The organism is Brevundimonas sp. LM2 (genome assembly GCF_002002865.1).
Lineage (GTDB): Bacteria > Pseudomonadota > Alphaproteobacteria > Caulobacterales > Caulobacteraceae > Brevundimonas.
The window spans coordinates 1,036,765-1,050,455 of the sequence record NZ_CP019508.1 but is presented as its reverse complement, the minus strand read 5'-3'; the positions used below and the strand labels follow the sequence as shown (position 1 = coordinate 1,050,455).

Here is a 13,691-nt window from a genome sequence, read left to right as displayed (position 1 = left end):
GTTAATGGGATGTGACCGAACGCCCCTTGATGCGTTGCCGCAGAAGGCCGACGTGTGAGCGGTCAGGAGCCCCCCATGTCCACGCCCGCCCCCGCCGACTATCCCCCGCTGTCGACCCTCGCCACCGGCCTCCGCTGCCGCTGCCCGCGGTGCGGCAAGGGGCCGCTGCTGCAGGGCTATCTGACCATCCGCCCCGCCTGCCCGGCCTGCGGCCTGGACTACAGCTTCGCCGACCCGGCCGACGGCCCGGCCTTCTTCGCCATGACCGCGATCGGCATCATCGGCATGATCGCCTTCATGGCGTTCGAGTTCACGGTCCACCCGCCGATCTGGGTCCATTTCGCCTTCACCTTCCCGCTGATCGCGGCCGGCTGCCTGCTGGTCCTGCGGCCATTCAAGGGCTGGCTGGTGTCGGAGCAGTATATCCACAAGGCCGCCCCACCGGAGTGGGAGAGCATCGGCCGCCACGGCGACGACACCAAGTGGCGCTGACGACTAGCGCGGTCCATCCTGGCGCAGCGTGTCCAGATAGGCGATCAGATCGTCGATCTCGGTCGCCCGGAAGGTGAACGACGGCATGTCCGGATGCGGCGTCAGCAGGCCCTGGGCCATCGCCGTCTCCAGGTCTTCCAGCGAGCGACGGGTCACGACGTCACGGAACGGCGGCGCGGGCGCATAGGGGCTGGCCCCCGTGGCGCGCACGGCGTGGCAGCCGGCGCAGACCTCATCGACGATGCGGGCTCCCCTCGCCGCCGCCTCGCGATCGCGGGCGGAGGCCCCGGCAAGAATGGGAGGGGCACCGGCCTGGACGGCGGTCGGAGGCGGCGTCGGCACCGGGGCGCAGGCGAGGATGAGGATCCCTGCGAGAAGGCTGGCGGCAGCGGTCGTGGGCAGGCGCATGACGATCGTCTCCTGTAGGGCCCCAGGGTGACGGCGAAAACGGCCCGCCGCCTTGACCTGCGTCAAACGGAAGGCGGCCCTGCGAACGCGGGCCCTCAGGACCCGGACAGCGTGCAGCCACCGCTCCCGCCGTCAGTGACTGAGCAGAACACACATCGGCGAGGCGCTCAGCAATTCGCGCGTGACGCCGCCGAGGGCCCATTCGCGCAGGCGGGAGTGCCCATAACCGCCGGCCACGATCAGGCCGGCCCCCTGCGCTTCGGCGAAGGCCATGACATCATCGGCCGCCCCGACCGGGCCGGGGAGATCGGCGACGGCCTCGGCGGCGATGCCGTGCCGTCCGAGCCAGGCGACCACGTCGGCCAGTTGCACCAGGGCCTCGTCTCGCCGTCCCGGTTCGCAGCAGGTGAACACGTCGACCACCGATGCCTGGCGCAGCAGCGGGAGGGCCGCCGCCGTCGCGCGCTGCGCCTCGCGGCTGTCCTTCCAGGCGATCACCGCAGGCGTGCCCACAGGCGGCCTCGCCGGATCGGGCGGAACCACCAGGACCGGACGGCCCACCGCCATCAGGACATCCGCCGGATCGGCGGCGCGGTCGGGGGACCGACCGCTTCTTCGACCCAGGATCACCAGGTCGGCCGCGCGCGCGGCCTGGACGATGAGGTCCGCCGGCATGCCGAGCCCGCCGCGCCATTCGCGCCGTGTGCAGCGCGGTCCGACCTGGGCCTCGAAGCGGTCCCGCGCCGCCTGCACCTCGGCGACCGCGAGATCGCGGAACAGGGTGAAGCTCTCCCCGATCATGGCCCCGCCCATATAAGGATCGGCGATCGGCGGCTCGTTCATGGCGACCCCGCAGATGCCGATCAGGTGCGCGTCCATGCCCAGCGCGAGATCGCAGGCGAGGGCCAGCCGCGCGTCGCAGCCGGGGGCGGAGTCGACCGCGACGAGCAGAGACCTATAGGTCATGGCTTACCTCGTCGCTGTCGCCGCGGTTTCGAGAGCGCCCGCTCGCCGGACGGGAGCTCCAGAAGGCGGCGCCGCCGACCGCGGCGATGAAAAAGGTGAAGACCGCCACGACGGCGGCGACGACGGGAATGGCGGATGCGGGCATGGGCAATCTCCTTCGCCGCCCTTGATGGCGCGAGGATCCGTCGCGTGCCTTGACCAAGATCAAATCTGAGGGCCGCACGCGGGGCCATGGGGACGCGTCGCCAGGCCGAAGCACGCGCACCCTTGTCGAGCATCGGGCGTTAGGTCGAACTTCGGTGGAGATGAACGGCCGTCATGTCTGTGCGGGCTGCCCTGCTCACCCTGTTCGAAGCGCGCGATCCCGCAGCCACGGTCTGCCCCAGCGAAGTGGCTCGGGCGCTCGCCCGTATGCGTGGGCAGCCTGAGTCCTGGCGCGACGCGATGCCCGAGGTCCATGCCGCGGTCGATGAGATGGTCCGTGACGGCTCGGTGCGGCTGACCTGGAAGGGCGAGCGACTGGCCACCCGAGCCGGGCCCTACCGCCTGAACCGCGCCCTGGGCTCCTGACGAAGCGCGGTCGAGTTCGCTAGAGGGCGCGGACCGGCATGACGGCCCCGCCGTCGCGCCGCAGGGCATTCCTCAGCGGGAGCGTGAAGGGCGCGGCCTCGATCTCGAAGACGTCGCCCGGCTGGGTCGCGATCCCCTCGGCGAACGAGAGGGTGGCGGTGCCGAAAAAATGCACGTGAACGTCGCCCGGACGTCGGAACGGCGCGTATTTGAAATGGTGATGTTCGAGGTTGGCCAGGCTGTGGGACATGTTGGCCTCCCCTGTCAGGAAGGGTTTCTCCCACAGGATGGCACCGTCGCGGCGAATGCGGCTGTGGCCCCGGATGTCGCCGGGCGGCGGGCCGACCAGGAGTTCGGGTCCGAGGGCGGCCTGACGCAGTTTGGAGTGGGCGAGCCACAGATAGTTGTGGCGCTCGGTCACGTGATCGCTGAACTCGTTGGCCAGGCACAGACCCAGCCGCCAGGGCGTCCCGTCCGGTCCGATCAGATAGATTCCGGCCAGTTCGGGTTCCTCGCCGCCGTCCCGGGCGAAGGCCGGCATGGTCAGGGGCTGGCCCGGCCCGACCAGGTGGGAGCCGTCGCCCTTGTAGAACCATTCCGGCTGCTGCCCCACCTGGCCGGGCGCCGGCTTGCCTCCCTCCAGCCCCTCGAGGAACATCCGCATGGAGTCGGTCTGGTGCGCCGCCGCCGCGGCGTCGCGATGCATCTTGTCGCGGCCTTCGGCCGAGCCGAGATGGGTCAGGCCTGTGCCGCTCATGATCAGGTGGGCCGGATCGGCATGATCGATCGGGGCCAGGATCCGCCCGGCCTCGAGCGCCTCGCGCAGGTCGACGGTGCCGTCCCGCCCCCGCCGGCCCACCGCCTCCAACAGGCCCACGCCCGCGGCGATCGCCTCCGAGGCCAGGGCCAGGGTGGTCTCGACTCCGCCCACGAAGGCGGCCCCCTCCGCGTCGGCGGCGATCACCCGACGTTGCCCGGCGTCGTTTCGGTATTGCAGCAGGCGCATGGAAGCCAATCAGTCGGTGGTTGTCAGGCGGTAGATCATGACGTGCCGGTACGGACGGTCCGGGTCGACACGGGCCGAAACGAACCCGGGGATGTTCGGCGCATTCGGAAACTTCTGGGGCTCCAGGGCGAGGCCATCGCCCATCCGATACATCCGGCCCGACTTTCCGACCAGCGTGCCGTCCAGGAAATTGCCGGAATAGACCTGCACGCCCGGCTCGGTGCTGAGCACCTCGAGCACGCGGCCGCTGACGGGGTCTTCCAGCCGGGCGGCCAGTTCGGGTTCCGCGGTCAGCCCTTTGTCGAGGGCGAAGTTGTGGTCATAGCCGAGGCCCAGCAGCATCTGCGGGTCGCGGGCGTCGCGCAGCCCCTGCCCGATCACCCGGGGCTGTCGGAAATCGAACACGGTGCCCTCGACAGCCCGCAATTCACCGGTCGGAATGAGGCCCGCGTCGACGGGCGTATAGGCGGCGGCCGGAAGGGTCAGGCGATGCCCCTCGATCCCGCCCGGAGCCCCCTCGCCGGCAAGGTTGAACAGGGCGTGGTTGGTCATGTTGACGATCGTCGGGGCGGTGGTGGTCGCCGCATAGGCGATGGTCAGGGCCCCCGCCTCGTCGAGGCCGTAGGTCACGGTCACGTCGAGGCGACCGGGATAGCCGGAGTCGCCATCGGGGCTGGTGTGCGTCAGGACCACGCGCGCCTCGGGCCCGTCCGAGACCGACTGGACCCGCCAGGTCACCTTGTCGAACCCGCGATCCCCCCCGTGCAGCGAGTTGGCCGTATTGTTCAGCGGCAGCTGGTACTGGACGCCGTCGAGAGTGAAGCGGCCACCCGCGATCCGGTTGGCGTACCGTCCGACCGTGACGCCGAAATAGTTCGGCTTGGCCTCGTAGTCGGTGACGTCCTGATAGCCCAGGGTCACGTCGGCGATCCGCCCGTCGCGATCCGGGCCGCTGAAGGCCTGGAGCGTCGCGCCATACGTCAGGATGCGGGCCGAGACCCCACGATCATTGGACAGGACGATCGCCTCGATCGGTGTTCCGTCGCTGAGCGTCCCCGCCGGTTCGCGGCGCACCTCGGCCGCCTGACCCAGGGATGCCGCCGCCAATCCGGCCAGCAAAACCAGCCCAAATCCCATCAGTTTCATCGCCATCCCCTGCGTTTCGAACGCCGGCGTTGACGCCCGGCCTGCGACCACAATAGTCTGACAATTGAAACGGGGGCAAGCGACCGGCCGATGCAGCGGCAGGCGGCTCCGTCCAGGGAAGATGCTCCATGCCGACACCGACGATTGCCCCGGGCAACGGGACCGCGCACGCCCCGCCGCCGGCCGGTGGCCCCTCGACCCGCGCGGTGCTGTCCCTGCTGGCCACCCTGTTCTTCATGTGGGGCTTCATCACCGTCATCAACAACACCCTGCTGCCGCACCTGCGCAGCGTGTTCGAGCTGGACTACACCCGCACCACCCTGATCGAGTCCGTCTGGTTCATCGCCTATTTCGTCGCCTCCATCCCGTCGGCCAAGCTGATCGAGCGGATCGGCTACAAGGCGTCGATCGTCACGGGGCTGGGGGTCATGGCGGTCGGGGCGCTGATGATGGTGCCGGCGGCCCGGCTGGCGTCCTACGAACTGGTGCTCACCGCCCTGTTCGTGATCGCCAGCGGCATCACCCTGCTGCAGGTCGCGGCCAACCCCTACGTCACCGTGATCGGTCCGTCGGAAACGGGGTCGTCGCGGTTGAACCTGGTCCAGGCCTTCAACTCCCTGGGGACCACCCTGGCCCCCCTGTTCGCGGGCTATCTGATCCTGGGCCGGTCGAGCGGCGGCACGGCCCAGGGCGAGGTCGTGCTGACGGCCGCCGAACGCTATGCCGACGCCCAGTCGGTGATCCTGCCCTATATCATCGTGGCCGTGGTCCTGGCCCTGCTGGCCGTGGTCATCGCCCGTTTCCCCCTGCCGACGATCCACACCTCGGGGCGGCGGGCCAGCGCGGATGAGCGCAAGGGCCTGTCGCTGTGGCGGCACCGCAACCTGGTCTGGGGTGTCCCGGCGATCTTCATCTATCTGATCGCCGAGATCGGCGTGGCCAATCTGTTCATCAACTTCGTGTCGCAGCCCGACATCGCCGCCATCACCCAGGAAGAGGCGTCGCGCTATCTGGCCATCCTGTGGGGCGGGATGATGGTCGGGCGGTTCCTGGGCAGCTGGCTGACCAGCCGCTTCCCGGCCGACAAGGTGCTGGCCGTCTTCGCCATCGGCGCCTTCGTCGTGATGACCATCGCCACCTTCGCCAGCGGACAGCTGGCCATGTGGGCGCTGATCTCGGTCGGGCTGTTCCACTCCATCATGTTCCCGACCATCTTCACCCTGGGCATCAAGGGCCTGGGGCCGCTGACCGAGGAAGGATCGGGCCTGCTGATCATGGCCATCGCCGGGGGCGCGCTGGTCGTGGTCCAGGGGTGGCTGGCCGACCGCTACGGGCTGCAGCTGTCCTTCCTGCTGACCATGGTGTGCGAGCTCTACATCCTCTTCTACGCCCTGTGGGGGTCGAAGCCGACCGGCGCCCTGCCGGACGTCGAAGCGACGCGGTGAATGCCCGGCCCCTCTGACGGGCCGACAGACAACAAGGGCGACGCGGCGTCGCCGACACAGGAAAAGACCATGGCCCGAACACAACGCTCGCTTCCCCTGGTCCTCGCGGGGCTGCTGCTTGCGACCGGGCCGGCCGCGGCGCAGCAGGCCCCGATCACGCCGGCGGAGACCCCGGCCGAGCCGACGGCCCTGCCGCTGGGCACGGGCGGGGTGACGGGCTCGACCGCGCCCGAGACCTGGTTCCACCAGTGGGGCGACACCTTCGTGCGCAACGTCACGGTCGCGACCCTGACGCCCGTTTTGCCCGAGGCGGGCAAGGCCAACGGCGCGGCCGTGATCGTGGCCCCGGGCGGCGGCTTCCGCTTCCTGTCGATGAGCAACGAGGGTTGGGAGGTCGCACAGGCCCTGGCCGACCGGGGCGTGGCCGCCTTCGTCCTGAAATACCGGACCCGCCCGACCCCGGCCGATCTGGGCGCGTTCGAGCAGGGCGTGAACGCCATGTTCAGCGGGGCCGGGGCGCGGCCGCCGCAGCCGCCGGCCCCCAGCGTGGCACCGGCCCGGCCCGGTGGCGAGTTCGCCGACGCCGTCGAGGACGCCACGGCCGCCTTCGCCCTCATCCGCGCGCGGGCCGGCGAATGGGGCGTCGATCCGGACCGGATCGGCATGGTCGGGTTCTCAGCCGGGGCCATGACCACGATGGCGACGACCCTGTCCATGCCCGAGACCCGCCCGGCCTTCATCGCCCCGGTCTATGGGGCCATGGGGGCGGTCGAGGTGCCGGCGGACGCGCCGCCGATGTTCGTCGTCCTGGCCGCCGACGACCCGCTGTTCGCCGGACGCGGGTTCGGCCTGGTCGAGTCCTGGCAGGCGGCGGGACGCCCGGTGGAGTTCCACCTCTATCAGAACGGCGGCCACGGGTTCGGCCTCGGCAATCCTGGCAAGACCAGCCTGGGCTGGCTCGACGTCTTCATGCCGTGGCTGGACTCGAACGGATTCCTCGCGGCCGATTGATCCTGCGAAGAGGCTAGAACAATCGGCGCTTCGGTTGACGCATGGATGTCCAGCGAGAGGGTCATCACAGCGCGCGCAGCGAGGCCACGGCGGACACGACGGGATCAGGACTGCGGTGCCCTCGCCGATCCCTCCTTTGGCTCGATGTCTCGTCGAGGCGCGGATCGGCGGCGACGCCGCCCTTCTCTCGTGTCGGTGCCGGAGGCGGACGACGACCACGACAACCGCTCGGTCCCGTCGTGTTCGCCGTGATTAACCTGGGCGACCGCAGCGCCCAATGCGCCGACGAACGGCTTGGAGCCAAGGTCCGTTGCGTTGGAGCCGTCGCCAGACCTTCGGGCCACGGCGGGGGCGGACGGGGCTTCGAACGGACGCAGTAGGAATATTATCCTGCCGGCCCCTTGCGGCCTGCGGCTCCCGCGCCCAGATCGCGCTCACGATCTTTGACACGTGAAGGACAGACACCCGGCCGATGCGAACGGGTCGGACGGGTCGGACGGTGTTTTTGCGTCCGTCCGCCTGGCGCATTCGACGCTTAAGTTAATGGAGATCCGTCGTGTCGGACGTCGTTGGCGCATTCCTGGGGCGTGAAGGCTTTCAGCGCTTCGGCGATGCGGTCCAACAGGCCGGTCATGGTCGTTTCGGCGGCGGCCCCGAGCAGGGTCACATCACAATCGATTCATCTCAGCAGGCGTTTGCTCTAGTTCGGCAGCATCGCCCCGCCCGTCAGGCGAAGCTCGGTCCGCGCCCCGGCGGCCGGGGTCAGGCCCGGGCGCGTCCCCGGCTGGCCGCCCCCGACCCAGACCGAGACCGGGCCCGGCGCGACGCGCCGGACGCCGTCGGCACCGACCAGGCTGAGGGCACGCGGATCAAGGGTGAAGCGGACGCGGCGGGTCTCGCCCTGCGCCAGATGCACGCGTTCAAAGCCCGCCAGGGTCCGGATCGGCGCGTCCGGAACGCCGGGGTGGCTGAGATACAGCTGCACCACCTCGTCCGCCGCCATGGCTCCGGTGTTGGTGACGTCGACCGACACCGTCACCGCCTGATCGGGGCGGACCGTGGTGTCCGACACGCGCGGAGCCGCATAAGCGAAGCTGGAGTACGACAGGCCGTAGCCGAACGGATAGAGGGGCTCGCCGCGGAAATAGCGGTAGGTGCGGTTGTCCATGCCGTAGTCGCCGAAGGCCGGCAGATCCTCGACCGACCGGTAGACCGTGACGGGCAGCCGTCCGGCCGGGCTGAAATCCCCGGCGATCAGGCGGGCGATCGCATCGCCGCCCTGGCCGCCCGGATACCAAGCCTCGACGATGGCAGGCAGGGTCCGGTCGGCCCATTCCACGCTGAGCGCGCTGCCGTTCATCAGCACCAGAACCACCGGGGTGCCGGTCGCCGTCACCGCTTCCAGCAGGCGCTGCTGGGCGGCCGGAAGATCGATCCGGGTGCGGTCGCCGCCGAGAAAGCCCGGCACCTGGACGCGCATCTCCTCGCCCTCGACCTCGTGGGTCAGGCCGGCGGCGAAGATCACGACCTCGGCGTCGCGCGCGGCGGCCACGGCCGCCTGCAGGCCGGCGTCGGCGGGCGTGCTCCACATCAGCCGCTCGTCGCCCTGGTCCTGGCGCTGGAAGGCCTCGACTCGGATGGCATAGGCGCGGCCGGCTTCGAGAGAGGCGGCACCAGTGGCGATGGCGGGGCGCCAGTCGACGTTCCAGGCGTCGACCACCAGGGCGTCGTCGATCCAGATCCGGTAGCCGCCGTTGGCGACATAGCGGAACCGGTGCTCGCCGCTTTCGGTCGGGGTGAGGAAGCCGGTCCAGCGCGTGGCCCCGCTGCGCTGCTCGCCCTGCCAGCGCTCGGCGGCGTTGGCGCTGACCCCGGTCGAGACCGGGTCGCCCTCCATCGTGGCGGAGGCGAAGCGTGTCGCGGTCAGACCCGGGGCGGCGCAGGCGCGGTCCACGCACAGCAACGCCTCGGGCACCGGGGCCAGGGCCGGGTCGATCAGGCCGGAGCCCTCGACCACCGTCACCTGCGCCTCGGGAAAGCGGCGGCGCAGGCCGTCGGCCAGGGTCACGGGGTGCGAGGGCGACCCATTGTAGTTGCCCACCAGCGGTTCGACGCTGTCGCCGTTGGGCCCGATCACCGCGATCCGCCGGGGCGCCGCCTTCAGGGGCAGCAGGCCGTCCTGATTTCGCAGCAGCACCAGCGACTCCTCGGCGACGCGCAGCGCCACGGCGCGGTGCGCCTCGGTGTCGTTGTCGGCGGGGGTGATCGCCGGGAAGACCTGGGCGGGCGGGTCGAACTGGCCCAGACGGAACCGCGCCGTGAACAGACGCTCCAGGGCGACGTCGAGCTCGGCCTCGGTCATCAGCCCCTGGCGGATCGCCCCGAGGATGTGGACGCTCTCTTCCGGCCCGCCGCAGATCAGATCCATGCCGGCGCGGAAGGCCACGGCCACGCCCTGCTCCGGGGTCTCGGTGTAGCCGTGCTCGTGCGCGCGATAGATGTTGGCCACCGCGTCGCAGTCGGACACCACGTAACCCTGAAAGCCCCAGTCGCGGCGGAGCACGTCGCGCAGCAGGGGGGCGTTGGCGCAGGCGGGCGCTCCGTCGATCGCGTTGTAGGCGCACATGATCGAGCCGGCCCCGCCCTCCATGATCGTGGCCCGGAAGGCGGGCAGATAGGTCTCGTGCAGATCCCGCGCGCTGGGCAGGATGTTGTCCCGGTGGCGGCTGGGCTCCGGGCCGCTGTGGACCGCATAGTGTTTGGGCGTGGCGATGGTGCGGACGTAGTCGCCCTCCGTGACCTCGAGCCCGCGGACGAAGGCGACGCCGAGCCGTGAGGTCAGATGGGGATCCTCGCCATAGGTCTCCTGACCCCGGCCCCAGCGCGGGTCGCGGAAGATGTTGATGTTGGGCGACCAGACGGTCAGGCCCGCGAACCAGTCGCTGCCGCCGAAGCGGTGGCGGCTCTCGACGTGTTTGGCGCGGAATTCGGTGGAGATGATCTCGGCGACCTGGCCGATCAGGGGGGCGTTCCAGGTCGCGGCCATGCCGATCGCCTGGGGAAAGACGGTCGCCTCGCCCGCCCCGGCGACGCCGTGCAGGCCCTCGTTCCACCAGTTGTATTCGCGGATGCCGAGACGGGGCACGGCGGTCGCGTCATTGACCAGCTGCGCGGCCTTTTCTTCCAGCGTCAGGCGCGAGACGAGGTCGGCGGCGCGCACCTGGGCGCTGAGCGACAGGTCCTGGTACGGGGGCGTCTCCCGGGGCGTGGCCGCGCCGCCCGCCCAGGCCTGGGCCAGGGCCGGCCCGCCCGTCAGGGTCAGGGCCAGAACGAAGGCCACGGCCAGGGCCTGGACCCCGACGCGCCGTCCGCAGCGGGAAGGCCTTCCGTCCGGACCGCCCATGGTCAGCGCACCTGGATGACGGCGACGGAGAGGGGCGGCAGATCAATGGTGACTTCGCCGTTCAGCACGCGCACGGCCAAGGACGCCGGCTGGACGTCGGTGGGCCGGTCGAAACTGTTGTGGCTGTCCACCGCCGGCGCCGTGAGAATGCGGCCGACGGCGCTGGCGTCGGCGCCGGCCACGCGGGCGGTGAAGGTCCGCGGGCTGCGAACATCGACGTTCACCAGCGACAGCCAGAGCCGCCCCTCGCCGTCGCGGGCCGCCACGGCGTCCACGCCCGGCAAACTGATGTCCTCGAAAGTGTAATTCCCCGCGTCGAAGGTGGAAGCGGCCAGGGTCGCCCCCTGGAAGGGCACGTACATCTCATACACGTGGTAGGTCGGCGTCAGCACCATCCGCGGCCCGTCGGTCAGGATCATGGCCTGCAGCACATTGGCCATCTGGGCGATGTTGGTGCCGCGCACACGGTCGGCGTGGCGCATGAAGATGTTCAGGTTCAGGGCGGCGATGACGGCGTCGCGCATGGTGTTCTGCTGCTGCAGGAAGGCGGGGTTGCTGCCCGGCATCGGGTCGGCCCACAGCCCCCATTCGTCCACGAACAGCGCCAATTTCTTCTCGGGATCGTAGCGGTCCATGATGGCGGTCTGGGCGGTGATCCAGCCCTCCATTTTCAGCGTCGCCCGGATCCCCTTGGCGTATTCGTCCTCGCCGAAGCCGACGCTGGGGCCCTTGGCCTCCCAGCTGTTGGGGATGGTGTAGCCGTGCAGGGACACCCCCTCGATGTTCCAGCTCCAGACCTTGTCCTTCCAGGCCTGCATGACGGCTTCGGTATAGTCCTCATCGCCACTGTCCCAGCCCACGGCGACGCGCTGCATGGCGGTCTCGCCGGTCTGCGCCCGATTGAGATTCCGGGAATAGATGGCGAACTGCTTCATCGCCTCGACGTAGTGCTCGGGCGACATGGCCCCGCCGCAGCCCCAGTTCTCGTTGCCGAGGCCGAGGTATTTGATCCTGTAGGGCTCGGGGTGGCCGTTGGCCGCCCGCTCCTGGGCCAGGGCCGTGGGCTGGTCGGCGGTCAGGTATTCCAGCCAGTCCGCCGCCTCCTGCACCGTGCCCGAGCCGACATTGACCGACAGGAAGACCTCGGCCCCGACCTGGTCGGCGAAATCCATGAACTCGTGGGTGCCGAAGCTGTTGGGCTCGATCACATTGCCCCAGCTGGCGTTCAGCCGGTGCCGGCGCTCCGAGGCCGGGCCGACGCCGTCGCGCCAGTGGTATTCGTCGGCGAAACACCCGCCGGGCCAGCGGACGTTGGGCACCTTGATCGCGCGCAGGGCCTGAACCACGTCGCTGCGGATGCCGCGCACATTGGGGATGGGCGAGTCGGGACCGACCCAAACCCCGCCGTAGATGCCCGTGCCCAGATGCTCGGCGAACTGGCCGAAGATGTTGGGGTTGATCGTCGGCCCCGCCTGGGCCGCGTCAATCTCGATCCCCACGGCCGCGCGCTCCGTCTGAGCGAAGGCCGGTGCCCAAGGCACGAACGCCAGTACGGCGGCGATCGCGCATCCGAGATGTCTTCTGGTCATCGGCCCCGCCGTGGTGGTTCTTGGTTCAGCGCCACAGGCCGGCCCCCCCGAGATCGGCGGGCCTCCCCGAGCGTCATCGATATTGTCAGACATTTGAAGCGCGACGCAAGCGGACAGTCGGGGTGGCGACGCGACCGTTCGATCGCTGATCAGGCGGCGCAGTGTTCCGCGACGAACGCCATATGGGAGGGCATGTAATCGGCCGAGTTCCGGATCGCCTCGGCGGTCTGCAGCAGGCGACGGCGTGTCTCTTCGACAGAAAGCACGTCGGCGACGGGATCGTAGGCGGCGGGCTTCAGGTTCTGGCCGATCATGACGGCGAACCAGCTGGTGTCGTTGAACAGTTCCTCGTTCTCGCGAAAGACCCGGCCCCGGCTGCGGAAGATTTCGTATTTCTCCATCAGACTGTCGGGCAGGGGCATGGTGCGGACATAGTCCCACAGGGCCGAGTCCGTCCTCTGGGTCGCGTTGTAGTGCAGCACGATGAAGTCGCGGATCCGCTCGGCCTCGTGGGAGACCACCCGGTTGTAGCGTCGGGTCTCGGCCGGATCGAATTCCGTCGTCGGGAACATGGCCAGCAGATTGGCGATGCCGCTCTGGACCATGTGGATGCTGGTTGATTCCAGCGGCTCGATGAAGCCGGAGGCGAGGCCCAGGGCGACGACGTTGCGGTTCCACGACTGTTTGCGGCGACCGGTCACGAAGCGCAGGGTGCGGGGGTCCGCGAGGGGCTTGCCGTCCAGCTGGCCCAGCAGGTCCTCGGTCGCCGCCGCCTCGTCGATGAAGCGGCTGGAGAAGACGTAGCCGTTGCCGGTCCGGTGCTGCAGCGGAATTCGCCACTGCCAGCCGCCGGCGCGGGCGGTGGAGCGGGTATAGGGCACGGGATCGGCCACCCGCTCGCACGGCACGGCCACGGCCCGGTCGCAGGGCAGCCAGTGGGACCAGTCCTCGTAGCCGGTCTTCAGCGCCCCCTCGATCAGCAGGCCCCGGAAGCCCGAGCAGTCGACGAACAGGTCCGCCTCGACCCGGCGGCCGTCGTCCAGGGTCACGGCCTCGACGAAGCCGTCGGTGCCGCGCAGGGCCACATCGACGATGCGGCCTTCCATCCGGACCACGCCCTTCGCCTCCGAATATTCGCGCAGGTATTTGGCGTACAGGCCCGCATCGAAGTGGAAGGCATAGGCGATCTTCGATAGCGGCGAGCGGCCGGCAGCGATCGGCCGCATGAACTTGCCGCGCTCGGCGGCCATGGCCTGCAGCGAATAGTCGGTGATCCGGGCGGGATCGTTCAGCTGGTTCAGCCGCAGCCAGAAGGCGTGGAAGGACACCCCCTCCATGTCGACGCCGAAGGGCCCGAACGGATGGAAATAGCTGTCGCCGATCCGGCCCCAGTCGCGGAATTCGATGCCCAGTTTGAAGGTGCCCTGGGTGCGCCGGACGAACTCGTCCTCATCCAGACCCAGCATGGTGTTGAAGGTTCGGATCTGGGGGATGGTCGCCTCCCCCACCCCCACGGTGCCGATCTCTTCAGACTCAATCAGCGTGATGTCGGCATAGCCGGGCCCAAGGATCTTCGCCAGGGCGGCGGCCGTCATCCAGCCGGCGGTGCCGCCGCCGACGATGGCGATCTTGCGGATGCGGGTGTCGGTCGTCAT

At 69.7% G+C, this 13,691-nt stretch carries 13 protein-coding genes; 4 read left to right on the top strand and 9 right to left on the bottom strand.

The features are described from left to right. Nucleotides 1-75 precede the first annotated feature (75 nt). The gene (locus tag BZG35_RS05225; RefSeq protein WP_077354692.1) at nt 76-492 is read left to right on the top strand and encodes a DUF983 domain-containing protein; all 417 of its coding nucleotides are present in this window, start codon (nt 76-78) and stop codon (nt 490-492) included. Between the two features lie 3 nt (nt 493-495). Here the strand turns inward: BZG35_RS05225 and BZG35_RS05220 are convergent, their stop codons facing one another. The 3 genes from BZG35_RS05220 to BZG35_RS17860 all read right to left on the bottom strand — a co-directional run bounded on the left by BZG35_RS05220 (nt 496) and on the right by BZG35_RS17860 (nt 2,011). Beyond that, nucleotides 496-900, bottom strand: a complete 405-nt coding sequence (locus BZG35_RS05220; protein WP_077354691.1) for a cytochrome c — start codon at nt 898-900, stop codon at nt 496-498. A 132-nt stretch (nt 901-1,032) separates the two neighbouring features. Then, complete coding sequence (locus BZG35_RS05215; protein WP_077354690.1) at nt 1,033-1,866, bottom strand: universal stress protein; 834 nt, start codon at nt 1,864-1,866, stop codon at nt 1,033-1,035. After that, complete coding sequence (locus BZG35_RS17860; protein WP_171981883.1) at nt 1,856-2,011, bottom strand: hypothetical protein; 156 nt, start codon at nt 2,009-2,011, stop codon at nt 1,856-1,858. Before BZG35_RS17860 ends, BZG35_RS05215 begins: the two co-directional genes overlap by 11 nt. 173 nt (nt 2,012-2,184) lie before the next feature. On the opposite strand from BZG35_RS17860, the gene BZG35_RS05210 reads away from it, so the two are divergent. After that, a complete protein-coding gene (locus BZG35_RS05210; RefSeq protein ID WP_077354689.1) occupies nt 2,185-2,436 on the top strand; it encodes a DUF3253 domain-containing protein in 252 nt (83 codons plus the stop codon). 19 nt (nt 2,437-2,455) lie between these two features. Here the strand turns inward: BZG35_RS05210 and araD1 are convergent, their stop codons facing one another. Further along, nucleotides 2,456-3,442 (bottom strand): AraD1 family protein, encoded by a 987-nt coding sequence (gene araD1, locus BZG35_RS05205; RefSeq protein WP_077354688.1) that lies wholly within the window; start codon nt 3,440-3,442, stop codon nt 2,456-2,458. A gap of 9 nt (nt 3,443-3,451) precedes the next feature. Continuing rightward, entirely contained in the window at nt 3,452-4,588 is a 1,137-nt protein-coding gene (locus BZG35_RS05200; RefSeq protein ID WP_077357840.1) for an aldose epimerase family protein, read from the bottom strand. Between the two features lie 128 nt (nt 4,589-4,716). Between BZG35_RS05200 and BZG35_RS05195 the strand changes: the two genes are divergently transcribed. Both BZG35_RS05195 and BZG35_RS05190 read left to right on the top strand, forming a co-directional pair. Further along, a complete protein-coding gene (locus BZG35_RS05195; RefSeq protein ID WP_077354687.1) occupies nt 4,717-6,033 on the top strand; it encodes a sugar MFS transporter in 1,317 nt (438 codons plus the stop codon). Between the two features lie 69 nt (nt 6,034-6,102). Continuing rightward, on the top strand, nt 6,103-7,044 hold the full coding sequence (locus tag BZG35_RS05190; RefSeq protein ID WP_077357838.1) for an alpha/beta hydrolase: 942 nt from the start codon (nt 6,103-6,105) through the stop codon (nt 7,042-7,044). Nucleotides 7,045-7,579: 535 nt separating this feature from the next. On the opposite strand, the gene BZG35_RS18300 is transcribed toward BZG35_RS05190, so the two are convergent. The 4 genes from BZG35_RS18300 to BZG35_RS05175 all read right to left on the bottom strand — a co-directional run bounded on the left by BZG35_RS18300 (nt 7,580) and on the right by BZG35_RS05175 (nt 13,691). Further along, nucleotides 7,580-7,711: a hypothetical protein gene (locus tag BZG35_RS18300; RefSeq protein WP_256364141.1), complete on the bottom strand. Its 132-nt coding sequence runs from the start codon at nt 7,709-7,711 to the stop codon at nt 7,580-7,582. Nucleotides 7,712-7,744: 33 nt separating this feature from the next. Beyond that, nucleotides 7,745-10,447, bottom strand: a complete 2,703-nt coding sequence (locus BZG35_RS05185; RefSeq protein ID WP_077354686.1) for a glycoside hydrolase family 3 C-terminal domain-containing protein — start codon at nt 10,445-10,447, stop codon at nt 7,745-7,747. A 2-nt stretch (nt 10,448-10,449) separates the two neighbouring features. After that, on the bottom strand, nt 10,450-12,036 hold the full coding sequence (locus BZG35_RS05180) for an alpha-N-arabinofuranosidase (protein WP_077354685.1): 1,587 nt from the start codon (nt 12,034-12,036) through the stop codon (nt 10,450-10,452). A 149-nt stretch (nt 12,037-12,185) separates the two neighbouring features. Then, nucleotides 12,186-13,691 (bottom strand): tryptophan halogenase family protein, encoded by a 1,506-nt coding sequence (locus BZG35_RS05175; RefSeq protein ID WP_077354684.1) that lies wholly within the window; start codon nt 13,689-13,691, stop codon nt 12,186-12,188.

Coding starts and splice junctions, on each gene's coding strand:
- BZG35_RS05225 (WP_077354692.1), top strand. CDS start 76: ATGTCCACGCCCGCCCCCGCCGACTATCCCCCGCTGTCGACCCTCGCC.
- BZG35_RS05220 (WP_077354691.1), bottom strand. CDS start 900: ATGCGCCTGCCCACGACCGCTGCCGCCAGCCTTCTCGCAGGGATCCTC.
- BZG35_RS05215 (WP_077354690.1), bottom strand. CDS start 1,866: ATGACCTATAGGTCTCTGCTCGTCGCGGTCGACTCCGCCCCCGGCTGC.
- BZG35_RS17860 (WP_171981883.1), bottom strand. CDS start 2,011: ATGCCCGCATCCGCCATTCCCGTCGTCGCCGCCGTCGTGGCGGTCTTC.
- BZG35_RS05210 (WP_077354689.1), top strand. CDS start 2,185: ATGTCTGTGCGGGCTGCCCTGCTCACCCTGTTCGAAGCGCGCGATCCC.
- araD1 (WP_077354688.1), bottom strand. CDS start 3,442: ATGCGCCTGCTGCAATACCGAAACGACGCCGGGCAACGTCGGGTGATC.
- BZG35_RS05200 (WP_077357840.1), bottom strand. CDS start 4,588: ATGAAACTGATGGGATTTGGGCTGGTTTTGCTGGCCGGATTGGCGGCG.
- BZG35_RS05195 (WP_077354687.1), top strand. CDS start 4,717: ATGCCGACACCGACGATTGCCCCGGGCAACGGGACCGCGCACGCCCCG.
- BZG35_RS05190 (WP_077357838.1), top strand. CDS start 6,103: ATGGCCCGAACACAACGCTCGCTTCCCCTGGTCCTCGCGGGGCTGCTG.
- BZG35_RS05185 (WP_077354686.1), bottom strand. CDS start 10,447: ATGGGCGGTCCGGACGGAAGGCCTTCCCGCTGCGGACGGCGCGTCGGG.
- BZG35_RS05180 (WP_077354685.1), bottom strand. CDS start 12,036: ATGACCAGAAGACATCTCGGATGCGCGATCGCCGCCGTACTGGCGTTC.
- BZG35_RS05175 (WP_077354684.1), bottom strand. CDS start 13,691: ATGACGACCGACACCCGCATCCGCAAGATCGCCATCGTCGGCGGCGGC.